We start from the raw sequence: 25151 nt of genomic DNA on the forward strand, positions 1-25151 counted from the left end.
GAGGTGAACTTATGGCAAATGAAGCAATTGAAACTGTGGCAGTGGCAAAGAAACCAGCCAAGAAAACAGCAACAAAAAAAACCACAGCAAAGAAAACAACAAAAGGAAAAAATGACAAGAAGTATTTGGTTATTGTAGAATCCCCAGCGAAAGCAAATACCATTGGTAAATTTTTGGGCAGCAATTACAAAATTGAAGCATCTATGGGTCATATTCGTGACTTGCCAAAAAGCCAAATGGGTGTAGATATTGAAAATGATTTTGAACCCAAATATATTACCATTCGTGGCAAAGGTGACTTGCTTGGAAAACTGCGTCGAGATGCAAAAAAAGCAGATAAAGTGTACCTGGCAACTGACCCTGACCGTGAAGGGGAAGCAATCAGCTGGCATTTGCTCCATTCTTTGAAATTGGATGAGGACAAAGAAGTCAGCAGAATCACATTCAACGAAATTACAAAAACAGCGGTCAAACGCTCCATTACAGAAGCACGTGAAATTGATATGGATTTGGTGGATGCACAACAAGCCCGTCGTGTGTTGGATCGTATGGTAGGATATACCGTTAGTAACTTGCTTTGGCAAAAAGTCAAAAAAGGACTTTCTGGTGGTCGTGTACAGTCTGTTGCACTGCGTATCATCTGCGATAGAGAAGAAGAAATTCGTGCATTCATTCCAGAAGAATATTGGTCTTTGACTGCAAAACTTGCTAACAAAGCTGGCAAAGGTTTTGATGCTCGTTTCTATGGCAAAGGTGATGAAAAGATTGAGTTGAAAAGCGAAGCACAAACCAATGCAGTTTTGGAAGGCATTGCTGGAGAAGAATTCAAAATCACAGATGTGAAAACTGGCACTCGTCAAAAGAAACCAGTTGCACCATTTACCACATCCACAATGCAACAAGAAGCCAGCAAACATCTCAACATGGCAACACAAAAAACCATGATGGTGGCACAACAATTGTATGAAGGTGTCAACATCAAAGGGGAAGGTACTGTAGGTCTTGTGTCTTACATCCGTACAGATTCCTTTAGGATTTCTGATGAAGCATATGAAGCGGTAATTGGTTACATTGGCACAGAATTTGGTGAAGAATACATCAATCCAGAACGTATTGAGTATAAATCCAAAGGCAAAACACAGGATGCCCATGAAGCAATTCGTCCAACAAATGTGAATCGTACACCAGATAGCATCAAAGAATCTTTGACAAAGGATCAATATCGTTTGTATAAATTGGTGTGGGATCGTTTTGTGGCAAGTCAAATGGCACCAGCAGTGTATGCAACCATTTCCATGAGATTGGCAGCAGGAGATTACACATTTAGAAGTTCTGGTTCTGCATTGACCTTCAAAGGATTCTTGTTGGTATATAGCAAAGGTGAAGAAGAAGAAGATAAAATGATTCCGCTTTTGGAAAAGGGTGAAGTGGCAGTGCAAAAAAGCATGTTGCCTGAACAACATTTCACACAACCACCAGCCAGATTTTCTGATGCATCTTTGATTAAGACATTGGAAGAAATTGGTGTTGGACGTCCAAGTACCTATGCACCAACTTTGACAACCATCCAAGCACGTCATTATGTGACCAAAGAAGCAAAGACTTTGTATCCAACAGAATTGGGTGAAGTGGTCAACGATATTATGAAAGGCTATTTTGGCGAAATTGTGGATATCGACTTTACAGCAAACATGGAAAAACGTTTGGATGAAGTGGAAGTGGGCAATGATGAGTGGAAACAAGTCATTCGAGATTTCTACCCAGAATTCCATGCGTGTGTGGAAGATGCCACTGAAAAATTGGCAAAAGTGGAAATCAAAGATGAAGAAAGTGATGTCATCTGTGAAAAATGTGGTAGAAACATGGTCATCAAATATGGCAGATATGGCAAATTCTTGGCGTGTCCTGGATTCCCAGAGTGCCAAAATGCAAAACCATTCTTTGAAGATGCTGGTGTGGATTGCCCAGAATGTGGTGGTAAAGTCCAAATCAAGAAAACCAAAAAAGGCAGAGCATACTTCGGTTGTGAAAACAATCCAGAATGTAACTTTATGTCTTGGAACAAACCAACAGGTGAAAAGTGTCCAAAATGTGGCAGCTTCCTAGAAGAAAAAGGCAAAAAGAATGGTAAAATTGTTTGCTCCAATGTAAAATGTGGATATATTCAGGAAAAACCAGAATCGGAACAAAACGAATCATAAAATATGATGTAATTGCAGGGATGATTCACGAATCGACCGTCATGAATCACCACAAAATTTAAATATACTGTAGGGCGGGGGCTTGCTCCCGCCGTTTTTCATAAAAAATGAAAAAATCTTGTAAACATGCTTGTAATTCCAAGAAAAACGTGATATAATCTCAAAGGTAACTAAAAAACGCACGTATCCAATGATGGAAGATGGTGCCAGCAAATGATTGTTGGTTTCTTTACAAAACGGATGCGGAGGACAAACCACAGGAGGTCTATTATGGCTGTAATTTCAATGAAACAATTGCTTGAAGCAGGTGTTCATTTTGGACATCAAACAAGAAGATGGAACCCTAAAATGGCAGAATACATTTTTGCTGAAAGAAACGGTATCTACATCATCGACTTGCAAAAAACAGTAAAAAAAGTTGACGACGCTTATGCAGAAGTTTGCAAAATCATCGCTGACGGTGGCGAAATTCTTTTCGTTGGTACTAAAAAACAAGCACAAGAATGCATGAAAGAAGAAGCACAAAGATGTGGCATGTACTACGTAAACCAAAGATGGTTGGGTGGTATGCTCACTAACTTCACAACAATCAAAACAAGAATCCAAAGACTTAAAGATTTGGAAAAAATGCAAGCAGACGGTACTTTCGAAGTATTGCCTAAAAAAGAAGTTGCAGCTTTGACACATGAAATGACAAAATTGCAAACAAACTTGGGTGGTATCAAAGAAATGAAAAAAGTTCCTGACGTTATGTTCGTTGTGGATACAAGAAAAGAAAAAATCGCTGTGCAAGAAGCACACAACTTGGGAATCCCTATCGTTGCTATCGTAGATACAAACTGCGATCCAGACGAAATCGATTACGTAATTCCTGGTAATGACGATGCTATTCGTGCTGTCAAATTGATTGCTTCTAAAATGGCTGATGCTGTTTTGGAATCCAAACAAGGCGCACAAGAAGTAGAAGCAGAAGTTGTAGCAGCAGAATAAGAAATAAATATATGGGTTTGCATTTTGTTTGAACGCAACCCAATAGGCATTTAAAGCCCGAGCTTCAGCCAGACAACGGGCTGGGGCTCTTTTCATTCAAAGGACATTATAAACGGAGGAAAATCAAATGGCAGTTACAGCAGCATTGGTAAAAGAATTGAGAGAAATGACAGGCGTTGGTATGATGGATTGCAAAAAAGCATTGACAGAAACTGACGGCAACTTGGAAAAAGCAGTAGAACTTTTGAGAGAAAAAGGACTTGCAGCTTCCGCTAAAAAAGCAGGTCGTATTGCTTCTGAAGGTATGGTAGACGTATTCGTAAGCGATGACAACAAAATTGCTACAATCGTTGAAGTAAACTCCGAAACAGACTTCGTTGCAAAAAATCAATTGTTCAGAGATTATGTTGCATTGGTTGCAAAACAAGCAGCAAACTCCGCAGCAGCAGACATGGATGCATTCTTCGCTGAAACATGGGAAGCAGATGCACAATACACAGTAAAAGAAGCTTTGAGCCAACAAGTAGCTGTAATCGGTGAAAACTTGAACATCAGACGTTTCGAAAAATATGAAAAAGCAGGTTCTGGCAAACTCGTTTCCTATATCCACGGTGGTGGTAGAATCGGCGTTATGATCGAATTGGCTTGTGAAAACGAAGCAGAAGAATTGGTTGAACTTGGTAAAAACGTTGCAATGCAAATCGCAGCTTTGAACCCTAAATTTGCATCTCGTGCAGAAGTTCCAGCTGATTATATTGCAAAAGAAACAGAAATCTTGACAATCCAAGCAAAAAATGACCCTAAAAATGCAAGCAAACCTGACAACATCATCGAAAAAATGATCGTTGGTAGATTGCAAAAAGAAATGAAAGAAATCTGTTTGGTAGAACAACCTTACGTAAAAGATGGCGATTTGACAGTTCAAAAATACATCGATTCCGTAGCAAAAGTTGTTGGTGCTCCAATCTCCATCGTTCGTTATGTTCGTTTCGAAACAGGCGAAGGTTTGGAAAAGAAAGAAGAAAACTTTGCTGATGAAGTTGCAAAAGCAATGGCATAAGAAGCAAAATTCATTTGAAATAAATTATGAGGGATGTCAATTTCGGTTGACATCTCTTTTTGATGAAATACCCTTGGTTTTATAAGGTTTGTTTGATTAAAAGAAAATTGAAAAAACAAGCAAAAGTCTATTGACAGCAAAAAAGACTTATGTTATTCTACTACTAAGGACAGCAAAGTCCTTATTTTATTGTGAAAAAATATAAATCATCAATGGAGGTGAAAGACTTGAGAACAAGGATTACCTTAGCCTGCACAGAGTGCAAACAAAGAAATTACAGCACTACTAAGGACAAAAAAGTTATGCCTGACAGAATGGAAATGAAAAAATATTGTAAATTCTGTAAATCCCACACATTGCACAAAGAAACTAAGTAATGTTGTCGGAACTCCAAAAAAGGAAGTGAACCTAATGGAAGAAAACAAAAACACTAGCACAAACCAAACGAGTGCGAACAAAAAAGTAGAAGCAAAGAAAACAAAAAAGAATGATGGCAAGGACAGTTTTGCAGATTACAAGGCTGAATTCAAAAAGATTGTATGGCCAGATCGTCCAGAAGTTATTCAAAAAACATTTACCGTAATTGTGACTTCCCTTTTGATCGGTGCAATTATCTTCTGTATGGATACGGTATTCTCTACCGCATACAATGGAATCATCGGACTTTTGGGTTAAGACAAATCGAGTAGAAAAAGGATGGTATTATGTCTGAAGAAATCAATAAGGTAGAAGTGATGAATTCACCAGCTGATGCAAGATGGTATGTTGTTCATACATATTCTGGCTATGAACAAAAAGTAAAAGACAATATTGCAAAAACTGTTGAAAACAGAGGGATGGAACATTTGATCCAAGAAATTAGTGTGCCAATGCAAGATGTTGAAGAAACAAAAGATGGCAAAACGAAAATGGTTCAAAGAAAAGTATTTCCAGGCTATGTTCTCATTTATATGATTATGAATGATGAAACATGGTACATTGTCAGAAATACACGTGGCGTAACAAGTTTTGTTGGTCCAGGATCCAAACCAGTTCCACTTACAGACATGGAAGTTCGTGCCATGGGTATTGGTGGCAAAGCGGAAGAGTTGGATTTGGAACTTGGCGACAGTGTACGTGTAGTCGCAGGTCCATTTGCAGATTCTGTTGGCCACGTGAAAGAAATCAACACAAACAAGAGATGTGTTGTTGTGAATCTTTCTATCTTTGGTAGAGAAACACCAGTTGAGCTTGATTTCACAGAGATAGACAAGATTTAAGTCAACTTTGAAGAAGGCGACCAGTCGCCGGTGGGAGGGAAAAACCCCGCTAATCACCACATTTATAGGAGGTGCCAATCATGGCAAAAAAAGTAACAGGTTATATTAAATTGCAAATTCCAGCAGCGAAAGCAACACCAGCGCCACCTGTAGGTCCTGCTTTGGGTCAACATGGTGTAAATATCATGGGCTTTTGTAAAGAATTCAATGAAAGAACAAATGCACAAGCTGGCTTGATTATTCCTGTAGTAATCACAGTTTACGCTGACAGAAGCTATACTTTCATTACAAAAACACCACCAGCTGCAGTTCTTTTGAAAAAAGCTTGCGGTTTGGAATCTGGTTCTGGTGTACCTAACAAAACAAAAGTTGCTAAAATTTCCAAAGCAAAAGTTATGGAAATCGCAGAATTGAAAATGCCTGATTTGAATGCAGCTAACGTTGATTCTGCATACAGCATGATCTGTGGTACAGCAAGAAGTATGGGTATCGTTGTTGAAGACTAAGCCTTTCAAAATTTGATTGGCAGGCGTGGGAGGGAATTCTCCCGATATTACCACATAAGGAGGTCACGAAAGTGAAAAGAGGAAAAAAATATAGCGAGGCAGCAAAACTCGTAGATAAAGCAATGCTTTACGATACAGTAGACGCAATCGAATTGGCACAAAAAACATCTGTGACAAAATTCGATGCAACAGTAGAAGCACACATTCGTTTGGGCGTTGACAGCAGACATGCTGATCAACAAGTACGTGGTGCCGTTGTTCTTCCACACGGTACAGGTAAAACAGTTCGTGTATTGGTATTTGCAAAAGGTGCTAAAGCAGAAGAAGCTGTAGCAGCTGGTGCAGATTTCGTTGGAGCTGAAGATTTGATTCCAAAAATTCAAGGTGAAAACTGGTTTGGATTTGACGTTGCTGTAGCAACACCAGACATGATGGGTGTTGTAGGTCGTTTGGGTCGTGTACTTGGACCTAAAGGTTTGATGCCAAGCCCTAAAGCTGGTACAGTAACTATGGACGTTACAAAAGCAATCAACGATATCAAAGCAGGTAAAATTGAATATCGTTTGGATAAAACAAACATCATTCACGTTCCTGTAGGCAAAGTATCCTTCGGTTCTGAAAAGTTGCAAGATAACTTCGAAACTTTGATGAAAGCGATTATAAAAGCAAAACCTCAAGCAGCTAAAGGTCAATACTTGAAAAGTGTTGTTTTGTCCACAACAATGGGCCCTGGTGTTAAGGTAAATACAGCTAAAATTACAGAATAATGAGTCCTTGCATAAATATGCTATAATCAATTGCGCAAGTTTACTTGTAAGCGATTACATTGTGGTATATTTATATTTGGCGAATAGCCAAATCGAGATTTCTGCGAAGCAGAAATCCGATGCAAGACGAATGCATTGGAGAAACTTTGATGCAATTAGTAAAACAATTTCCAATTGGCTATTGACAATTTGGATTACCTTATGGTACTATATATAAGTTGAAAAGAATTATCGAATATGCCGTAGACAGTAGGTGTGGTGTTCCACGTAAATCCTACCGAGGAAATTGCTGAAATATAAAGCGCAGCCTCTTTGTCTATTGCAAAGAGGCTTTTTTTCCGGCAAAAAAGAATTAAGGAGGTGTAAGTATGGCAAAGATTGAACAAAAACAAGTCATTGTGAATGAAATCAAAGAAAAACTTAATGGTGCTGCTTCCGTAGTTATGGTTGATGCAAGAGGTTTGACTGTAGAACAAGACACAATCTTGAGAAAACAACTTAGAGAAGCTGGCGTTGAATACAAAGTTTACAAAAACACAATGGTAAACTGGGCAATTCAAGGTACAGAATTCGAAGGTTTGTCCAGCTACTTGTCTGGTCCTAGTGCATTCGCATTCAGCTATGAAGATGCTACAACAGGCGCTGCTGTGTTGAGCAAAGTGGCAAAAGAAATGCAAGAATTGGAATTCAAAGCAGGTGTTGTTGAAGGTGTTGTTTATGATGCAGAAGGTATGAAACTTGTTGCAGAAATTCCTTCCAGAGATGTATTGCTTTCCAAATTGTTGGGCAGCTTCAAGAGCCCAATGTCTTCTTTCGCAAGAGTTATCGATCAAATCGCGAAAAAAGATGGTACAGAAGAAGCAGCAGCTGAATAATAATTGGCTCCTGCAAATCGCTTAGTGATAAGCAAAATGACGAATATACATTCAAAAATAAACTATAAAATGGAGGTACATGAAAATGGCAAAATTGACAATTGAAGAAATCATCGCAGCTGTAGAAGAACTTACAGTATTGGAACTTAATGAATTGGTATCCGCAGCAGAAGAAAAATTCGGCGTATCCGCAGCAGCTGGTGTTGCAGTAGTAGCAGGTGGTCCTGCAGCTGCAGCTGAAGAAAAAACAGAATTCGACGTAGAATTGACAGCTGTTGGTTCCGAAAAAATCAAAGTTATCAAAGTAGTTAAAGACGTTTGTGGTTTGGGCTTGAAAGAAGCTAAAGAAGCTGTAGATGGTGCTCCTAAAGTATTGAAAGAAGCAGTATCCAAAGAAGATGCTGAAGCTATCAAAGCTAAATTGGAAGAAGTTGGCGCTTCCGTTACAATTAAATAATTTAAATGTAATGAGCTGTCAAAGTGATTTGACTATGAAAACCGTAGGATGTATGTCCTGCGGTTTTTCTAATATAAGGTAGGAAAAGGATTAACCAGCATACGGTTATAGAATGGAATAGCGGTATGAATGTACTGGAAAAGGCTTGTAGGGCTCTATGAGGGCATAATTACGAAGGGGAGAACTTTGGGGTGGTGAATTTCAGCTGTTGTATCAGATGACGATCTGGTGGGGATGCATAATGGTTTGTTTGCACATGATATTTCATATAAGAAAAAAGGTGAAATTAGGTTTTATTGGTGCAGAAAACCATGAAAACAAGCGGGTTTAGAAGAAAAAGAAAGAAAATAGTAGAAATTTGAAAAAAAGTGTTGACAATTCCCAGAAAGCGTGTATAATTAAACAAGTCGCTAAGAGATGCGAGGCGCGGAAGTCTCAAAGAGCAACTCGACATAGTTTGAACGTGAGTTTGAAAAAGCTCAAAAGAATTTGAAAATAAATAAAAAAAGTTCTTGACAAGTTATGGTAAAAGTGATAAACTAATATTCGCTGACAACGAAAGTTGCTGCGAGACAAGCACAAAAAACTTTCTAAAAAAAGTAAAAAAGTGCTTGACAAACAAAACAAAGTTTGATACAATAATCTAGCTGCTGAAACAGTGGCAAGCAAATGTAACAAACAAAATGAAGATTGATCCTTGAAAACTGAACAGTATGTAAAGAATAAACACAACCCATAGTCAATTCGATATCTATAATGGTATCAATAAACTAAAACTTTTGTTGGTTTTCAGAAAACCATCATTAGCCAGATAATTAAGTTTAACTGGTTAGGAATTAAACCAAATTGAATGGCAAGTTTGAAGAAAGTATTCATATTTTTCTCTGAAAAATATTCATGAAATTTTCGAACTCGTTCAAAAATTTCAATTTAAGAGTTTGATCCTGGCTCAGGATGAACGCTGGCGGCGTGCTTAACACATGCAAGTCGAGCGGAGTTATGGAAGAGCTTGCTCAGAAATAACTTAGCGGCGGACGGGTGAGTAACGTGTGGGTAACCTGCCCTATACTTCGGAATAAGCGTTGGAAACGACGTCTAATACCGTATGTCATCACGAAATCGCATGATTTTGTGAAAAAAGGAGCTTGCTTCGGTATAGGATGGACCCGCATCTGATTAGCTAGTTGGTGAGATAACAGCCCACCAAGGCTTCGATCAGTAGCCGACCTGAGAGGGTGATCGGCCACATTGGGACTGAGACACGGCCCAAACTCCTACGGGAGGCAGCAGTGGGGAATATTGCACAATGGGCGAAAGCCTGATGCAGCAACGCCGCGTGAAGGATGAAGGTTTTCGGATCGTAAACTTCTATCAACAGGGACGAAACAAATGACGGTACCTGAATAAGAAGCACCGGCTAAATACGTGCCAGCAGCCGCGGTAATACGTATGGTGCAAGCGTTATCCGGAATTACTGGGTGTAAAGGGAGCGTAGGCGGTATGGTAAGCCAGATGTGAAAGCCCGAAGCTTAACTTCGAGGATTGCATTTGGAACTATCAAACTAGAGTACAGGAGAGGTAAGTGGAATTCCTAGTGTAGCGGTGAAATGCGTAGATATTAGGAAGAACACCAGTGGCGAAGGCGACTTACTGGACTGAAACTGACGCTGAGGCTCGAAAGCGTGGGGAGCGAACAGGATTAGATACCCTGGTAGTCCACGCCGTAAACGATGAGTGCTAGGTGTCGGGGAGGAATCCTCGGTGCCGCAGCTAACGCAATAAGCACTCCACCTGGGGAGTACGATCGCAAGATTGAAACTCAAAGGAATTGACGGGGGCCCGCACAAGCGGTGGAGCATGTGGTTTAATTCGAAGCAACGCGAAGAACCTTACCAAGACTTGACATCCCGATGACCGGTGTAGAGATACACTTTTCTTTCGAGACATCGGTGACAGGTGGTGCATGGTTGTCGTCAGCTCGTGTCGTGAGATGTTGGGTTAAGTCCCGCAACGAGCGCAACCCCTATCCTTAGTAGCCATCATTGAGTTGGGCACTCTAGGGAGACTGCCGTGGATAACACGGAGGAAGGTGGGGATGACGTCAAATCATCATGCCCCTTATGTCTTGGGCTACACACGTGCTACAATGGTTGGAAACAAAGTGACGCAAAACGGCGACGTCAAGCAAATCACAGAAACCCAATCTCAGTTCGGATTGTAGTCTGCAACTCGACTACATGAAGCTGGAATCGCTAGTAATCGCAGATCAGAATGCTGCGGTGAATACGTTCCCGGGCCTTGTACACACCGCCCGTCACACCATGGGAGTTGGAAGCACCCGAAGTCAGTGACCTAACCGTAAGGGAGGAGCTGCCGAAGGTGATATCAGCGACTGGGGTGAAGTCGTAACAAGGTAGCCGTATCGGAAGGTGCGGCTGGATCACCTCCTTTCTATGGAGTATTGGTTGAATATTCATATATACTGTTTGGTTTTGAAGGATTACCTTCAAGAAAAAAAGCAAAAATAATAACATCTTCGGTGATGATGCGCTCAGGGGACACATCCGTTCCCATTCCGAACACGACGATTAAGACCTGAGCGGTCGATGATACTTGGTGGGCAGCTGCCTGGGAAAGTAGATGGTCGCCGAAGTCCTATTATGGGCTCATAGCTCAGCTGGTTAGAGCGCACGCCTGATAAGCGTGAGGTCGGTGGTTCGAGTCCACTTGAGCCCACTGTTATAATTTTATAACAAATCAGCGTAAAATCAACAAATTGAATAAAACTTTATGGGGGTTTAGCTCAGCTGGGAGAGCACCTGCCTTGCACGCAGGGGGTCGCAAGTTCGAACCTTGTAATCTCCATTCACCAACATTTACAACGTGAATGATTGGTATGCACCTTGAAAACTGAATACAAGAAAAAGAGTCAATTATTGAGAAAGATTTATCTTTTTCATAATTATCGAGAAAAAAGAAACAACCTTCTCATAGTAGAGTCGTCTATTATGAAGAAGAAAAATATCAAAAAAATTGTAGTATCGCTACTACAAAACATTCCAAATGAACAAAGCTGTTACACGCAAGTGTGATAGACCGTTTTCTTCTTTAAACTAATTATTGAAGGAAACTACAAATGGTCAAGCAAGAAAGAGCACAAGGAGAATGCCTTGGCACTAGGAGCCGACGAAAGACGTGATAAGCTGCGATAAGCTTCGGGGAGGTGCAAATAACCTTTGATCCGGAGATTTCTGAATGGGGAAACCTAACTGAGCAAACCTCAGTTATCCGTATGTAAATACATAGCATACGGAAGGGAACGCTGTGAACTGAAACATCTAAGTAGCAGTAGGAGGAGAAAGAAAACTCGATTTCCAAAGTAGCGGCGAGCGAAATGGAAACAGGCCAAACCAAGAGACCTAGTCTTTTGGGGTTGCGGACTGCGTATGGTATTGACAAAGGTTAGTCGAAGTGTTTTGGGAAAGCACACCAAAGAGGGTGAAAGTCCTGTAGACGAAAACTTGAGTCAGCTAGCAGTATCCAGAGTACCACGGGACACGAGAAACCCTGTGGGAAGCCGGGGGGACCACCCCCCAAGCCTAAATACTCCCTAGTGACCGATAGTGAAGTAGTACTGTGAAGGAAAGGTGAAAAGAACCCCGGGAGGGGAGTGAAAGAGAACCTGAAACCTTGTGCTTACAAACAGTCAGAGGACTTAGTGTCTGATGGCGTACTTTTTGTAGAACGGTCCGGCGAGTTAATAATACTAGCGAGGTTAAGTACTTACAAGGTACGGAGCCGAAGGGAAACCAAGTCTTAATAGGGCGTATAGTTAGTGTTATTAGACCCGAAACCGGGTGACCTACCCATGTCCAGGTTGAAGATACCGTAAAAGGTATTGGAGGACCGAACACACATCTGTTGAAAAAGGTGGTGATGAGGTGTGGGTAGCGGAGAAATTCCAATCGAACTCGGAGATAGCTGGTTCTCCTCGAAATAGCTTTAGGGCTAGCCTCGAGAGGAGTCTAACGGAGGTAAAGCACTGAACTGACGCGGGGCCCAAAAAGGTTACCAACTCATATCAAACTAAGAATGCCGTAGAGATACCCTCGGGAGTCAGACTATGTGAGATAAGTCGCATGGTCAAAAGGGAAAGAGCCCAGACCGACAGCTAAGGTCCCAAAGTACGTGTTAAGTGGAAAAGGATGTGGGATTTCACAGACAACTAGGATGTTGGCTTAGAAGCAGCCATACATTTAAAGAGTGCGTAATAGCTCACTAGTCGAGAAAACCTGCGCCGAAAATGTAACGGGGCTAAAACACGTCACCGAAGCTACGGATTGTTAACTAAGTTAACAGTGGTAGAGGAGCATCCTGCAAGGACGAAGCTTGAGCGAAAGCAAGGGTGGACGAAACAGGAGAGAGAATGCCGGAATGAGTAGCGAGATATATGTGAGAAACATATAGGCCGAATATCTAAGGTTTCCTGGGTAAAGCTAATCTTCCCAGGGTTAGTCGGGGCCTAAGGCGAGGACGAAAGTCGTAGTCGATGGACAACAGGTTGATATTCCTGTACTACGTATTATCAGAACTGTGGGGACGCAGGAGGATAGGAAAACCGTGGAATGGAAAAACACGGCTAAGCACAAAGTCTTGAGGGGTAGGAAAATCCACCCTCTATAAGGATGAAGTGTTATGGGGACTGAAAAAAAGTAAGGAAGTTTCCGAATCCACACTGCCAAGAAAAGCCACTATTGCGTAATACGTACCCGTACCGTAAACCGACACAGGTAGATGAGGAGAAAATCCATAGGCCGACGGGAGAAGTGTTGTTAAGGAACTCGGCAAAATAACCCCGTAACTTAGGGAGAAGGGGAGCCACGGAAGTGGCCGCAGAAAAGAGGCGCAAGCAACTGTTTAGCAAAAACATAGGTCTATGCGAAACCGTAAGGTGAAGTATATGGGCTGACACCTGCCCGGTGCTGGAAGGTTAAAAGGAGAGGTTAGTCGCAAGGCGAAGCTTTGAATTCAAGCCCCAGTAAACGGCGGCCGTAACTATAACGGTCCTAAGGTAGCGAAATTCCTTGTCAGGTAAGTTCTGACCCGCACGAAAGGTGTAATGATTTGCGCACTGTCTCGACAACACGCCCGGTGAAATTGAAGAACCAGTGAAGATACTGGTTACCCGCAACAGGACGGAAAGACCCCATGGAGCTTTACTGCAGCCTGATACTGGGATTCGATGTTATATGTACAGGATAGGAGGGAGACTAAGAAGCGAGTACGCTAGTATTCGTGGAGTCGCCGGTGGGATACCTCTCTTATAACATTGGGTTTCTAACTCGTGCCCCTGAATCGGGGCAGAAGACAATGTCAGGCGGGCAGTTTGACTGGGGCGGTCGCCTCCCAAAAGGTAACGGAGGCGCTCGAAGGTCACCTCAGAATGATTGGAAACCATTCAAAGAGTGTAAAGGCAAAAGGTGGCTTGACTGCGACAGCGACGGCTGGAGCAGGTACGAAAGTAGGACTTAGTGATCCGGTGGTAATAAGTGGGAATGCCATCGCTCAACGGATAAAAGCTACCCTGGGGATAACAGGCTTATCTCCCCCAAGAGTTCACATCGACGGGGAGGTTTGGCACCTCGATGTCGGCTCATCGCATCCTGGGGCTGAAGTAGGTCCCAAGGGTTGGGCTGTTCGCCCATTAAAGCGGTACGCGAGCTGGGTTCAGAACGTCGTGAGACAGTTCGGTCCCTATCCGTTGTGGGCGCTGGAAATTTGAGAGGAGCTGTCCTTAGTACGAGAGGACCGGGATGGACGTATCTCTGGTGTACCGGTTGCAGACCAACTGCACAGCCGGGTAGCTATATACGGAACGGATAAACGCTGAAGGCATCTAAGCGTGAAGCCGCCCTCAAGATAAGATTTCCCATTCTTCGGAAGTAAGACCCCTTGCAGATAACAAGGTTGATAGGCTAGAGGTGTAAGTGCGGTAACGTATTCAGCTGACTAGTACTAATAGGTCGAGGGCTTGACCAAAGCAATTTGGAGTCACAGAGTGACAAAAAGTCAGCAAAAGTGTTGACAAAATCGATAATTAATTGTACAATAATTCTTGTGTTCAGTTTTGAAGGTGTAGAGATATACCTGATATAATCCTCCTTAGCTCAGCGGTAGAGCATTCGGCTGTTAACCGAAGGGTCGTTGGTTCAAGCCCAACAGGGGGAGTTTATATGGTCCGTTGGTCAAGGGGTTAAGACACCGCCCTTTCACGGCGGTAACGCGGGTTCGAATCCCGCACGGATCATATTTAGATTTCTGGTGATGATGCGCTCAGGGGACACATCCGTTCCCATTCCGAACACGACGATTAAGACCTGAGCGGTCGATGATACTTGGTGGGCAGCTGCCTGGGAAAGTAGATGGTCGCCAGAATTTATTATTAAGCCGATGTGGCTCAATTGGCAGAGCAGCTGACTTGTAATCAGCAGGTTATCGGTTCGAGTCCGATCATCGGCTTATTTTTTTACGAATAGTGTAGTTTAGTGATGAACTTCTCTGGGTCTTTAGCTCAGTTGGTTAGAGCATCCGGCTCATAACCGGACGGTCCCGGGTTCGAGTCCCTGAAGACCCACTATATTTATTGTAACAAGTGTACCAACGTTTGGCTCAGTAGCTCAGTTGGTTAGAGCGCCGGCCTGTCACGCCGGAGGTCGTGGGTTCGAGCCCCATCTGAGTCGTTTTTTAATTAAATATTGATATATGCAACTGTTTTGTGGGAGTTTAGCTCAGCTGGGAGAGCATCTGCCTTACAAGCAGAGGGTCACAGGTTCGAGCCCTGTAACTCCCATTTCATGATACAATTGCATATGGCGGAGTAGCTCAGTTGGCTAGAGCACACGGTTCATACCCGTGGTGTCAGGGGTTCAAATCCCTTCTCCGCTATCTTTAAACAGAAATTTCAATTCGAGGTTTCTGTTTTTTTATTGTTGTCAAGAAGGTTAGAGGTAGTACCAAAAATAGTTTTTAAATTTTAGACAGTTTTTTTCCAATATGATATACTAAAAGAAATATTATTATAAATGAGTTCAGTATAGAAAGGATTATAATATGTTTACCTATATTATATATATAATTGCCATTTGTGGTTTGATGGTATCGTGGCTGAAGGATAAATCTAAAACAAAGATGGCGTTACGCAAAGCTTGGAAAACGTTTGAGGGTATTTTTCCTCAATTGATTACGGTTTTGATGATTATCGGTGTAATGTTGACACTTGTAGATGAAAGCGTTATTTCCAGTTGGCTAGGCAGTGATTCTTCTGGAATAGGTGTGATTTTGGCAGCTATATTAGGTTCTATTACCCTGATACCAGGATTTGTTGCATTTCCTTTGGCAGCGTCCTTATTGGAGATGGGGGCGGGTTATATGCAAATCACCATGTTTTTGACTACCCTTATGATGGTGGGGATTATAACATTTCCTGTGGAGTCTAAATATTTTGGTAAAAAAATCACCATGAAACGTAATGTATTTGCATTTTGTTTTGCAGTATGTATTTCTCTAGTGATTGGAGGGGTTTTTTGATATGAAACGTTATCGTATTCCTCTCCTTCTTTTGATACTGAATATTATTTTTGGTGTGTTATATCCAATTTTTGGGATATCAACATTAAATATTATGAAAATGAATCTTTCTGAAATGCTATCTGTTATGCCACCAATTTTTATTATTTTGGGATTATTGGATGTTTGGGTAGAACGCAGTACATTGGTTAAATTTATGGGTGAAGGTTCTGGCGTCAAAGGAAGTGTTCTTGCTTTCGTTATGGGATCTGTAGCAGCAGGACCTTTATATGCAGCATTTCCTATCGCAGCAATGCTCATCAAAAAAGGTGCAAAGTTTCAAAATGTATGTCTATTCTTGGGTGTTTGGTCCACTACGAAAATTCCAATGCTCTTATTTGAATCTGCAAACTTAGGACTACGCTATACAACCATTCGTTTTGTATGCAATATCATTGGGATCAGCATAGTTGCTGCACTTATGGAAATAACCACTTCAAAAGAAGACAAGATGGAACTAATAGAGCATGTAAATCAACTGGAAAGTGAATGATTTGTTTCAAAATAGTAGTGGAAATCAAAAAATAGCAGATATTATGAGTAAAAATTCGTTTAAATATGTTTTTTTTACATAAATATCAAAAAAATATCATTTATAAGTTGACAAATTCTTTAAATTTTCGTATACTAATTGTAACAGAAATGTAACAAATAGGACAATACGGAGGATTTCTCGTGAAATTATATACTGTTTTGAAACAAATTTTGATTACAGGTACCATTTGTTTGTTCTCTTGTTCTTTTGCTTATGCAGCAGAGTTTGGACAAGCTACAACAACTGGTGTTAATATACGTGCTGGCGCTGGTTTGGATACAGAAGTTTTGGGGCAAATCGACAAAGGTACAGAGTATGATGTTATAGAAAGACATGGAGATTGGTACGAAATTGATTACGATGGACAAACTGCATATGTATTTAGTGATTATTTTGAATTGTTGGATGCAAATGGTGAAGTCAATGGAAGCAATGTCAATGTAAGAGCTGCTGCAACCACTGAAGCAACTTCATTGGGTAAAGTGAGTACAGGTGAAAAATTGACAGTTACAGCACAAAATCGTGACTGGTTCCAAATCAATTATAATGGAGAAGTTGGTTATATTAGTAAAGATTTCGTGACTGGCGAAAATCTTGGTAACGTTGCATGGATTGATAACTATAACGAAGCATTGGACAACGTATATGGTGTCATTACATCCAGTTCAGGTTTGAAATTTAGAAAAGAAGCATCTCTCATTTCCATTGTACAAGAGGTTTTACCTTATGGAACAGAGGTTGATATCGATCGTATCGGTGAAGAATGGGTACGTATCATTACTGATGATGGTCGTATTGGTTATGTTAGTGCAGAATATATTGATATCAGAGAAGGAGAACGTTCTGGTAGTATGGCGGTTTCTTCCAATAGTAATTCTGTTGTTGCATATGCAGAACAATTCATTGGAACACCTTATGTTTGGGGTGGAACCAATTTGAATTCTGGTGTAGACTGTTCTGGTTTCGTTTATTCTGTTTATAAAAACTTTGGTGTATCATTGAATCGTTCTTCCTATGACATGGTGAACAATGGTGTTGAAGTGCCATATGGTCAATTGGCAGCTGGGGATTTGGTATTCTTTAACTCTGGTGGCAGTTCAGGTATTTCTCATGTTGGTTTGTATATGGGTGATGGCAATTACATCCATGCAACTGATGGTGGACCAATGTCCGTTACCATTACATCTCTCAGCAGTCCATATAGTGCAAAAACATATGTGACAGCAAGACGTGTTATGTAAATAGAAGAAAAAGCTGAGTGAGGTTGGAGACAGCCTCACTTTTTTTGTGCAAGAAAATGTGTAAAAAAGATTTTTTAATAAAAAAACAGATGCATTGTCAGACAAGATGTGATGTGATTTGTGAAAATAACGAAGCATAGCGTATTTGCAAATAAATTAACATTGGATAAAAATAATTGTTTCTATGCGAAATATATTGACATATAAAAGACAATGGTGTAAAGTTAGTCTTAGATGTAAGGACAATATTCAGGAAGTTCTTGTTTTTTTAGGGATATTCCTTGCATACTAAGTATTTTGAAGGCGAAATAACTTGGGAAATATCTAGGGATTCACTAGGTTTCCTTGGATTATTTGCCAAACCATCGCAGAAACTACGAAAGTAATTGGAAAGTTGTCGAAAAGTTGCACACAAATCGAGTTTATTTTGTAACAATTTTTTGAATGACCTTCACAGAAAATCAGGCGGTATTACCATAAAAAACGGTGCTTTTTTAGGCAATATTTAATCACAAATGGGTTGACAAATTTTAAACAAAAATGGTATATTCAATGTGGATGCATGAGTTTGTACTTTTGCTTCTGTAGGAGCCTAATCTTAGGTGCGTGATGGAGTAGGTAGTTTTACAAAGGTTGCTGACAAAAGGGTCAGTGGCTTTAAAATTTTTTCAAAATAGGAGGAATATGAAATGGATTTCAAATTAACAAAACCCCAATTGCTTCAGCAAGAACTTTTCAGAAAATTTGCTGAAACAGAAATCAAACCCATTGCAAAAGACATGGACGAAGCTGAAGAATACAGCTTGGATCTTGTTGCAAAACTTCAAAAAGCAGGTATGTTCGGTATTCCTTACTCCAGAGAATACGGCGGTCAAGGCGCAGACGTTTTGACTTACACATTGGCTATGGAAGAAGTTTCTAAAGTAGATGCTTCCACAGGTATCACAATGTCTGTACATACATCTCTTTGCTGTTCTTGTATCGACCAATTTGGTTCCGAAGAACAAAAACACACTCATATGAGACCATTGATCGATGGTACTGCTATTGGTTGTTATGGTTTGACAGAACCTGGCGCTGGTACAGATGCTGGTGGTTGTCAAACAGTAGCTGTTTTGGATGGCGACAACTACATCATCAACGGTTCCAAAGTGTTTACAACAAACTCTGGTTTTGCTGATACATGTATCGTATTTGCATTGACAGACAAATCCAAAGGTCTTAGAGGCTTGTCCGCATTCATCGTTGACTTGCATTCTGAAGGCGTTACAGTAAGTGCTAACATCGAACGTATGGGTATTAGAGCTGCTTCCAACTGTGAAGTTATCTACGAAAACGTAAGTGTTCCTGTTGCTAACTTGATTGGTAAAGAAGGCATGGGCTTCAAAATCGCTATGGTTGCTTTGGATGGCGGTCGTATCGGTATCGGTGCTCAATCTGTAGGTATCGCTCAAGGCGCTATCGACGAAGCTTTGAAATATGTTAAAGAAAGAAAACAATTCGGTAAAACAATTAACAAATTCCAAAACACACAATTCAAACTTGCTGAATGCCAAACAAAAGTTGACGCAGCTAGATTGATGGTTTGGAGAGCTGCAGTTGCAAAAGACAACCACGAAGCTTACAGCAAAGAAGCTGCTATGTGTAAATTGTTCGGTTCTGAAGTAGCAAACGAAGTAACAAGAGTTTGTGTACAATTGCTTGGTGGTTACGGTTATTGCCGTGAATACCCTGTTGAACGTGCAATGCGTGATGCTAAGATTACAGAAATCTATGAAGGTACATCCGAAGCTATGAAGATGGTTATCTCCGGCGCTATGAAAGTTTGATAAATAGATTTTAAATCTTAATAAACGGGTAAATACTAAAATTTTGGAAGGAGAACTAATATAATGAAAATCATTGTATGTATTAAACAAGTACCAGACACAGTTGAAGTTAAAATCGATCCTAAAACAGGAACATTGATTCGTGACGGCGTGCCTTCTATCATCAACTACGATGACAAAACAGGTATCGAAGCTGCTCTTCAATTGAAAGAACAATTGGGTGGCACAGTTACAGTTGTATCCATGGGTCCTCCACAAGCAGAAGTTGCTTTGAGAGAAGCATTGGCTATGGGTTGTGATGATGCTTATTTGGTATCCGCTAGAGAATTTGGTGGTTCCGATACATATGCAACATCCGGTATCTTGGCTGGCGCAGTAAAAACAATTGGCTATGACATGATCATCACAGGTCGTCAAGCTATCGACGGTGACACAGCTCAAGTTGGTCCTCAATTGGCTGAAAAATTGTCCATTCCTCAAGTATCTTATGTAGAAGAAGTTTTTGAAGCTACAGAAGAATATGTTGTTGTAAAAAGACAATTTGAATCCGGTTACCACAAAGTTAAAATTCAAACACCTTGCCTCTTGACAGCAATCGCTGAATTGGCAGAACCAAGATATATGTCCGTAAGAGGTATCGTTGAAGCTTACGAAAAAGAAATCAAAACAATTGGTTTCGAAGACATCAAAGATGGCCTTGAACTTGATATGATCGGTTTGAAAGGTTCCCCTACTAACGTATACCAATCCTTCACAAAAGAATTGAAAGGCGCTGGTACAGTCCTCAAAGATTTGTCTGTTGAAGAAGCTGTTGCTGCTATCATCCAAAAAATGGAAGACAAATTCATCATCTAATTTGTGGATTTAACAAAGAAGAATAATACTAAATTTGAAATATAAGGAGGAAACCCTACAATGAGTAAAGGAATTTTTGTAGTAATCGAACAAGTCAACGGTAAAGTTCAAAACGTTGGTTTGGAGCTTGTTGGTGAATCCACAAGATTGAAAGAAGATTTGAAAGACGACGTAGTTGCTGTCCTTTTGGGCCACAACATGGAAAGCCAAGTAGACAAATTGTTCCACTATGGTGCAGACAAAGTTATCCTTGTGGATGACGCAATGTTGGAAAACTACGCTACAGAACCTTACACAAAAGCTATCACAGCTATCGTTAACGAATACGATCCAGAAATCATGCTCTTCGGTGCATCTTCTATCGGTCGTGACGTTGCTCCTCGTGTAGCTAGCCGTGTAAAAACTGGTTTGGTTGCTGATACAACAGGTCTTAGAATGGCTAAAACAGAAGCTGAATTCGCTAAAGAAGCTTCCATGGGTTGTACAGATCCTACAAGAGCATTGCTTATGACTCGTCCTGCTTTCGGTGGTAACATCATGGCTACTTTGATGTGCCCAAGAACAAAACCTCAAATGGCTACTGTTCGTCCAGGCGTTATGAAAAGAATCGAAAAAGACACAACAAAAACAGGCGAATTGATTAAATTCCCTATCGAATTTACAGCTGCTGACATGAACATCGAAATCTTGGATGTTGTTAAAGCTGACAAAAAATCCGTTGACTTGACAGAAGCTACAATGATTGTTTCTGGTGGTCGTGGTGTTGGTAATGCAGAAGGCTTCAGCTATATCAGAGATATGGCAGATGCTTTGGGCGCTGAAGTTGGTTCTTCCAGAGCTTGTGTTGACGCACAATGGATCGAAAAAGATCGTCAAGTTGGTCAAACAGGTAAAACAGTTCGTCCTTTGTTGTACATGGCTTGTGGTATCTCCGGTGCTATCCAACACGTTGCTGGTATGGAAAACTCCGAAGTTGTTATCTCCATCAACAAAAACGAATCCGCTCCTATTTTCGAAGTATCTGACTTGGGTATCGTTGGTGACTTGAAAGTTATCCTTCCTAAATTGGCAGAAGCTGTTAGAAAATACAAAGAAGCAAAAGCAAGTAACTAATTTTTAAGATTAAGACTCCTTCAGTTTTCTGAGGGAGTTTTTTTATTGATTTCAATATGGTAAAAATCACCAAAAACAGGATAGAAGTGCATATTGATGCATTTTTTATGAAAAATCGTAATTTCCATAAATACAACATTTTTGGCTGATATTTCCTGTGAAAAATTAAAAGATAAATACAAGTTACACAATGTGGAAACAATTGTTTGCCGCAAAAGGACAGAAAAATTAAACGAAACCAATAGAAACCTATGGAATTTCCAAGTGGTGGATTTGTAAATATGTGTAAAAATCTGTATACTGTTCAAATAGGCGAGTATTCAGGTTAGATAGCTTATGAGAGATGGTATCCGTTGTTGCTGTTTCGATATCCAAAATAATGGAACTCCGTTGCTTCGTATATCGAAATAGTTAGAGAATTGCTGGAGGAATGCATATGGAGTTTTCTGCACAAGTTTTGATGATTGACATTTGTTTGATTTCTGCTTTGATTTTGGTGGGTAAAGGGTTGCGATTGAAACTCAAAGTATTGCAAAACTATTTCATACCATCATCGTTGATAGCTGGATTTTTGGGTCTTATTTTGGGTTCACAAATGCTGAATGTGGTACCTTTGAGTTCGTCTGCATCTGGATATGCAGGGTATTTATTTCCAATTCTATTTGCTACATTTTTCTTAGGGAGAAAAGAATCGGTTGCATTTCGTAAGGTACTCAACAAAGTCGGAGATTCTGTAGCCATCAATGGAGCTTGTTATTTGTTGATGTTTGGCATTGCGGCACTTCTCAGTGTGACTTTGATACCCAAATTATTTCCAGAAGTATCCTCTTATTTTGGCTTGATGATGTCATCAGGATTTGCTGGCGGTCATGGTACAGCAGCTGCAATTGGAGGTTATTTTGAAACTGCTGGGGGTTGGGCAGATGCCATAACTGTAGGTCAAACATTTGCATCCATTGGTTTGATTGGGGGTGCTTTGATTGGTGTGACTTTGATCAACATTGCCATAAGAAAAGGTTATACACGTACCATTACAGATATCCATGCTTCTGCAAAATCATCAGACAAAGATGGTTTGGTTCCAGAATTTGAACGTGAATCTATGGGTGACAATACCATGAGTTCCATGTCCTTGGACCCATTGACTTGGCATTTTGTGTTGATATTGGTTTCTGTAGGTTGTGCATATGGTGTTGAAGCATTGGTGACTGCCTATGAGGTACCCATATCCCTACCTGTTTTTGGATTGGCTTTGATTTTTAGCATTGTATTGCAGAAAATATTAGAATTGGTAAAATTAGATGGATATGTAGATAGACGAATCATTGTACGCATCGGCAGTTGTGTTACAGATTTTTTGGTTGCTTTTGCCATTGCCACTTTGAATATTGGTGTTGTTTTACAGGTGCTTGTACCAATTTTGTTGATGTGTGTCATTGGATTTGCTATGAATATGTGTTTTGTATTTGTCATCTCCAAAACATTCTTCCATAATTTTTGGTTTGAACGTGGTATTTTTATCTTTGGGTGGTCAACAGGGGTTATGGCAACTGGTATCACTTTGTTGCGTATCATAGATCCAACCTTTGATACAAATGTTTTGGAGGATTCTGGTATGGCTTGGACGTTGCTATCCTTTATGGAATTGGCTGTTATCACTCTATTGCCTATTGCTATGGTACAAGGCGTTGGTATATATGCAAGTATCGGAATGATAGTTCTTGGGATTATTTTGCTTGGCTTGACTGGAAAATATTATGGAATCCATAGAGAAAGTGGTAGCGTTATGCGAGCTGGTGAAGCAGAGCAATTGGCAAAATAAATATTGCGTTTCAGAAGGGGTTTGGTCATATGACTGAGCTCCTTTTTGTAAAAATATTGAGAAATATGATTCAAATAGTCTTTTAACTTGTATGCAAAGTAGATTTATGATATAATATATTGACGAAAAACAGAGAATATCCAGTATTTTACGAGTACTTGGGTATATTTGTTACGCAAATGATGGCGGTATATAAGAATATGTTTTATGAAAGCAACACATATCCTTATATACCACCACGCTTTCTCTGCTTTTATGGTATAATGGAGAAGTGGGCATTTTGTCGAATTTCTCGGTTGTGACGTCTCAAAATGAGAAGTCAAATATGAAAAAGAAGGAGCGAATCGTTAATGATACAACTCAATAACGTGACAAAAATATATCCAGATGGTTCCAAAGGTGTAGAAAACATCAATTTACATATTCGCAAAGGTGAATTTGTGTTTATCGTTGGCTCCAGTGGTTCTGGTAAATCGACTTTGATGAAACTATTGTTGAAGGAATTGGACCCAACAGAAGGCGAAATTATCATCAATCGTATTGTAACAAATGAATTGCCAAGAAAACAAATTCCATATTTGCGTAGAAAATTAGGTGTTGTATTCCAAGATTTCCGTTTGTTGCCTAATAAAACAGTGGCAGAAAATGTGGCATTTGCAATGTTGGTTGTGGAAGCACCACGTCGTGTCATCAGAAGAAATGTGCCAGCAGTTTTGGCTTTGGTGGGTCTTGAGAAAAAAGGCAGAAGCAAACCAAACCAATTGTCTGGTGGTGAGCAACAAAGAACTGCTTTGGCACGTGCCATTGTGAACAATCCACCAATTTTGATTTGTGATGAACCAACAGGAAATTTGGATCCAGAAACCACTTGGGAAATCATGGAATTGCTTGTGGAAATCAACAAAAGAGGTACCACAATCGTTATGGCAACCCATGCTAGAGATATTGTAGATATTATGCAAAAACGTGTCATCACCATTGATGATGGGCATATTGTAAGAGATAGAGAAGGCGGGTATGTAGGATGAAGCCAAGAACAATACGTTATTTTTTAGAAGAAGGCGTCACTGGTTTGAAAAAGAACCTTTTGATGACCATGGCTTCCATTATGGCGGTTATGGCGTGTATCACCATTTTGTCTTTTTCATACATTGTAACCAGCAATTTGGAACATGTTTTGCAACAAATGGAGGACTCCATTGGGATTTCTGTGTTTATCGATGGAGAGCCAGATAGTGCAGAAATTTCAAGAATCCGTGGCGAATTGGAAGCATTGGATTATGTGACTTTTGTGGAATACATTTCGCCAGCACAAGCTTTGGATGCTTTGAAAGCAGATTGGGGTGCTGATGAAGATATTTTCACAGGTTTGGATAATGACAATAATCCGTTGTCACATTCTTTCCAATTGAGTTTGAGCGATATGGATTATCAAACTTTGGTTTTGACTGAAGTGAGCAAAATTGATGGTATTGGAACAGTGCGTCATGGTCAAGCAGAAACAGAGCTCATCACAAAACTCAGTGATGTATTGCGTAATGTGGGTATTGTGGTTATGGCATTGTTGTCCATTATTTCTGTCACCATCATCACAAACACAATTCGTATTTCTGTTGCCAATAGACGTGTGGAAATCAATATTATGAAATATGTTGGCGCAACAGATACCTTTATACGTTGGCCTTTTATTGTGGAAGGTATGATTATTGGATTGGTTGGAGCAGCTGTGCCATTGGCATTGTCGGTTCCTTTGTATAGTGCAGCTATCCAAAATCTATATGCAGCGATTCCAGTGATTGAAATGGTGCAATTCCGTTTGTCAGGTGATATTTTTGTGACTTTGGCACCGATGGCACTTGCTTTTGGTATTGTTTTGGGTATCATTGGTAGTACAACATCCATTAGAAAACATTTGCGTGTTTAAAGTTTGGAAAATTATGAATCATCCTTCAATGAAAGAACGGTATTTTGCGGTTACTGGAGTTGAAGGATTTTTTTATGGACTTGGAATTGTA

At 40.3% G+C, this 25151-nt stretch carries 19 protein-coding genes, 9 tRNA genes, 4 rRNA genes and 1 other annotated feature; all 32 genes read left to right on the plus strand.

What is annotated here, in order from left to right; genetic code table 11:
* The first annotated feature begins 11 nt into the window (after positions 1-11).
* Positions 12-2201, plus strand: a complete 2190-nt coding sequence (gene topA, locus MJY40_RS03525; protein WP_317855694.1) for a type I DNA topoisomerase — start codon at positions 12-14, stop codon at positions 2199-2201.
* Positions 2202-2471: 270 nt separating this feature from the next.
* On the plus strand, positions 2472-3191 hold the full coding sequence (gene rpsB / locus MJY40_RS03530; RefSeq protein WP_317855695.1) for a 30S ribosomal protein S2: 720 nt from the start codon (positions 2472-2474) through the stop codon (positions 3189-3191).
* A gap of 127 nt (positions 3192-3318) precedes the next feature.
* Positions 3319-4251 carry a translation elongation factor Ts gene (tsf, locus tag MJY40_RS03535; RefSeq protein WP_317855696.1) on the plus strand — a complete coding sequence of 311 codons (933 nt, stop codon included), beginning with the start codon at positions 3319-3321 and terminating at the stop codon, positions 4249-4251.
* 227 nt (positions 4252-4478) lie between these two features.
* The gene (gene rpmG, locus MJY40_RS03540; RefSeq protein ID WP_317855697.1) at positions 4479-4628 is read left to right on the plus strand and encodes a 50S ribosomal protein L33; all 150 of its coding nucleotides are present in this window, start codon (positions 4479-4481) and stop codon (positions 4626-4628) included.
* A gap of 34 nt (positions 4629-4662) precedes the next feature.
* Entirely contained in the window at positions 4663-4926 is a 264-nt protein-coding gene (gene secE / locus MJY40_RS03545; protein WP_317855698.1) for a preprotein translocase subunit SecE, read from the plus strand.
* Positions 4927-4955: 29 nt separating this feature from the next.
* Entirely contained in the window at positions 4956-5510 is a 555-nt protein-coding gene (gene nusG, locus MJY40_RS03550) for a transcription termination/antitermination protein NusG (RefSeq protein WP_317855699.1), read from the plus strand.
* Positions 5511-5590: 80 nt separating this feature from the next.
* Complete coding sequence (rplK, locus tag MJY40_RS03555) at positions 5591-6016, plus strand: 50S ribosomal protein L11 (RefSeq protein ID WP_317855700.1); 426 nt, start codon at positions 5591-5593, stop codon at positions 6014-6016.
* 71 nt (positions 6017-6087) lie between these two features.
* Complete coding sequence (rplA, locus tag MJY40_RS03560; RefSeq protein WP_317855701.1) at positions 6088-6783, plus strand: 50S ribosomal protein L1; 696 nt, start codon at positions 6088-6090, stop codon at positions 6781-6783.
* Between the two features lie 222 nt (positions 6784-7005).
* Positions 7006-7129: a sequence feature (ribosomal protein L10 leader region), on the plus strand.
* A 22-nt stretch (positions 7130-7151) separates the two neighbouring features.
* Complete coding sequence (gene rplJ / locus MJY40_RS03565) at positions 7152-7658, plus strand: 50S ribosomal protein L10 (RefSeq protein WP_317855702.1); 507 nt, start codon at positions 7152-7154, stop codon at positions 7656-7658.
* Positions 7659-7743: 85 nt separating this feature from the next.
* Entirely contained in the window at positions 7744-8115 is a 372-nt protein-coding gene (rplL, locus tag MJY40_RS03570; protein ID WP_317855703.1) for a 50S ribosomal protein L7/L12, read from the plus strand.
* 926 nt (positions 8116-9041) lie between these two features.
* Positions 9042-10566: ribosomal RNA gene (locus MJY40_RS03575) — 16S ribosomal RNA — on the plus strand.
* An 84-nt stretch (positions 10567-10650) separates the two neighbouring features.
* A 5S ribosomal RNA gene (rrf, locus tag MJY40_RS03580) occupies positions 10651-10768 on the plus strand.
* 9 nt (positions 10769-10777) lie between these two features.
* Positions 10778-10851, plus strand: a tRNA-Ile gene (locus MJY40_RS03585).
* 56 nt (positions 10852-10907) lie between these two features.
* Positions 10908-10980 (plus strand) — tRNA-Ala (locus tag MJY40_RS03590).
* A gap of 273 nt (positions 10981-11253) precedes the next feature.
* A 23S ribosomal RNA gene (locus MJY40_RS03595) occupies positions 11254-14154 on the plus strand.
* A gap of 117 nt (positions 14155-14271) precedes the next feature.
* A tRNA-Asn gene (locus tag MJY40_RS03600) sits at positions 14272-14343 on the plus strand.
* A gap of 7 nt (positions 14344-14350) precedes the next feature.
* Positions 14351-14422 (plus strand) — tRNA-Glu (locus tag MJY40_RS03605).
* A 10-nt stretch (positions 14423-14432) separates the two neighbouring features.
* Positions 14433-14550 (plus strand): 5S ribosomal RNA (gene rrf / locus MJY40_RS03610).
* Together the 16S, 23S and 5S rRNA genes with 9 tRNA genes alongside form the textbook arrangement of a ribosomal RNA operon.
* 11 nt (positions 14551-14561) lie before the next feature.
* A tRNA-Thr gene (locus MJY40_RS03615) sits at positions 14562-14634 on the plus strand.
* Between the two features lie 41 nt (positions 14635-14675).
* Positions 14676-14749, plus strand: a tRNA-Ile gene (locus MJY40_RS03620).
* A gap of 32 nt (positions 14750-14781) precedes the next feature.
* Positions 14782-14855 (plus strand) — tRNA-Asp (locus tag MJY40_RS03625).
* A 37-nt stretch (positions 14856-14892) separates the two neighbouring features.
* Positions 14893-14965 (plus strand) — tRNA-Val (locus tag MJY40_RS03630).
* 21 nt (positions 14966-14986) lie between these two features.
* Positions 14987-15060, plus strand: a tRNA-Met gene (locus MJY40_RS03635).
* Positions 15061-15225: 165 nt separating this feature from the next.
* Entirely contained in the window at positions 15226-15702 is a 477-nt protein-coding gene (locus tag MJY40_RS03640) for a permease (protein ID WP_317855704.1), read from the plus strand.
* Position 15703: 1 nt separating this feature from the next.
* Positions 15704-16234, plus strand: coding sequence for a permease (locus tag MJY40_RS03645; RefSeq protein WP_317855705.1), 531 nt, complete (start codon positions 15704-15706; stop codon positions 16232-16234).
* 182 nt (positions 16235-16416) lie between these two features.
* The gene (locus MJY40_RS03650) at positions 16417-17517 is read left to right on the plus strand and encodes a C40 family peptidase (RefSeq protein ID WP_317855706.1); all 1101 of its coding nucleotides are present in this window, start codon (positions 16417-16419) and stop codon (positions 17515-17517) included.
* A 689-nt stretch (positions 17518-18206) separates the two neighbouring features.
* The gene (locus MJY40_RS03655) at positions 18207-19346 is read left to right on the plus strand and encodes an acyl-CoA dehydrogenase family protein (RefSeq protein ID WP_317855707.1); all 1140 of its coding nucleotides are present in this window, start codon (positions 18207-18209) and stop codon (positions 19344-19346) included.
* 63 nt (positions 19347-19409) lie between these two features.
* The gene (locus tag MJY40_RS03660) at positions 19410-20201 is read left to right on the plus strand and encodes an electron transfer flavoprotein subunit beta/FixA family protein (protein WP_317855708.1); all 792 of its coding nucleotides are present in this window, start codon (positions 19410-19412) and stop codon (positions 20199-20201) included.
* A 60-nt stretch (positions 20202-20261) separates the two neighbouring features.
* Positions 20262-21314, plus strand: a complete 1053-nt coding sequence (locus tag MJY40_RS03665; protein WP_317855709.1) for an electron transfer flavoprotein subunit alpha/FixB family protein — start codon at positions 20262-20264, stop codon at positions 21312-21314.
* 436 nt (positions 21315-21750) lie between these two features.
* Positions 21751-23136, plus strand: a complete 1386-nt coding sequence (locus tag MJY40_RS03670) for a sodium/glutamate symporter (protein WP_317855710.1) — start codon at positions 21751-21753, stop codon at positions 23134-23136.
* Positions 23137-23486: 350 nt separating this feature from the next.
* Positions 23487-24164: a cell division ATP-binding protein FtsE gene (ftsE, locus tag MJY40_RS03675; protein ID WP_317855711.1), complete on the plus strand. Its 678-nt coding sequence runs from the start codon at positions 23487-23489 to the stop codon at positions 24162-24164.
* On the plus strand, positions 24161-25060 hold the full coding sequence (gene ftsX / locus MJY40_RS03680; protein WP_317855712.1) for a permease-like cell division protein FtsX: 900 nt from the start codon (positions 24161-24163) through the stop codon (positions 25058-25060). Before ftsE ends, ftsX begins: the two co-directional genes overlap by 4 nt.
* The last annotated feature ends 91 nt before the right edge of the window (positions 25061-25151 follow it).

The organism is Chakrabartyella piscis (genome assembly GCA_030067835.1).
GTDB classification, from domain to species: domain Bacteria; phylum Bacillota; class Clostridia; order Lachnospirales; family Anaerotignaceae; genus Chakrabartyella; species Chakrabartyella piscis.

Excerpts from the sequence above, each read along its gene's own strand:
- rpsB (WP_317855695.1), top strand. The coding sequence starts at position 2,472 with ATGGCTGTAATTTCAATGAAACAATTGCTTGAAGCAGGTGTTCATTTT.
- tsf (WP_317855696.1), top strand. The coding sequence starts at position 3,319 with ATGGCAGTTACAGCAGCATTGGTAAAAGAATTGAGAGAAATGACAGGC.
- MJY40_RS03670 (WP_317855710.1), top strand. The coding sequence starts at position 21,751 with ATGGAGTTTTCTGCACAAGTTTTGATGATTGACATTTGTTTGATTTCT.
- MJY40_RS03665 (WP_317855709.1), top strand. The coding sequence starts at position 20,262 with ATGAGTAAAGGAATTTTTGTAGTAATCGAACAAGTCAACGGTAAAGTT.
- MJY40_RS03645 (WP_317855705.1), top strand. The coding sequence starts at position 15,704 with ATGAAACGTTATCGTATTCCTCTCCTTCTTTTGATACTGAATATTATT.
- MJY40_RS03640 (WP_317855704.1), top strand. The coding sequence starts at position 15,226 with ATGTTTACCTATATTATATATATAATTGCCATTTGTGGTTTGATGGTA.
- nusG (WP_317855699.1), top strand. The coding sequence starts at position 4,956 with ATGTCTGAAGAAATCAATAAGGTAGAAGTGATGAATTCACCAGCTGAT.
- topA (WP_317855694.1), top strand. The coding sequence starts at position 12 with ATGGCAAATGAAGCAATTGAAACTGTGGCAGTGGCAAAGAAACCAGCC.
- rplK (WP_317855700.1), top strand. The coding sequence starts at position 5,591 with ATGGCAAAAAAAGTAACAGGTTATATTAAATTGCAAATTCCAGCAGCG.
- ftsX (WP_317855712.1), top strand. The coding sequence starts at position 24,161 with ATGAAGCCAAGAACAATACGTTATTTTTTAGAAGAAGGCGTCACTGGT.
- MJY40_RS03660 (WP_317855708.1), top strand. The coding sequence starts at position 19,410 with ATGAAAATCATTGTATGTATTAAACAAGTACCAGACACAGTTGAAGTT.
- MJY40_RS03655 (WP_317855707.1), top strand. The coding sequence starts at position 18,207 with ATGGATTTCAAATTAACAAAACCCCAATTGCTTCAGCAAGAACTTTTC.
- rplL (WP_317855703.1), top strand. The coding sequence starts at position 7,744 with ATGGCAAAATTGACAATTGAAGAAATCATCGCAGCTGTAGAAGAACTT.
- rplJ (WP_317855702.1), top strand. The coding sequence starts at position 7,152 with ATGGCAAAGATTGAACAAAAACAAGTCATTGTGAATGAAATCAAAGAA.
- secE (WP_317855698.1), top strand. The coding sequence starts at position 4,663 with ATGGAAGAAAACAAAAACACTAGCACAAACCAAACGAGTGCGAACAAA.
- ftsE (WP_317855711.1), top strand. The coding sequence starts at position 23,487 with ATGATACAACTCAATAACGTGACAAAAATATATCCAGATGGTTCCAAA.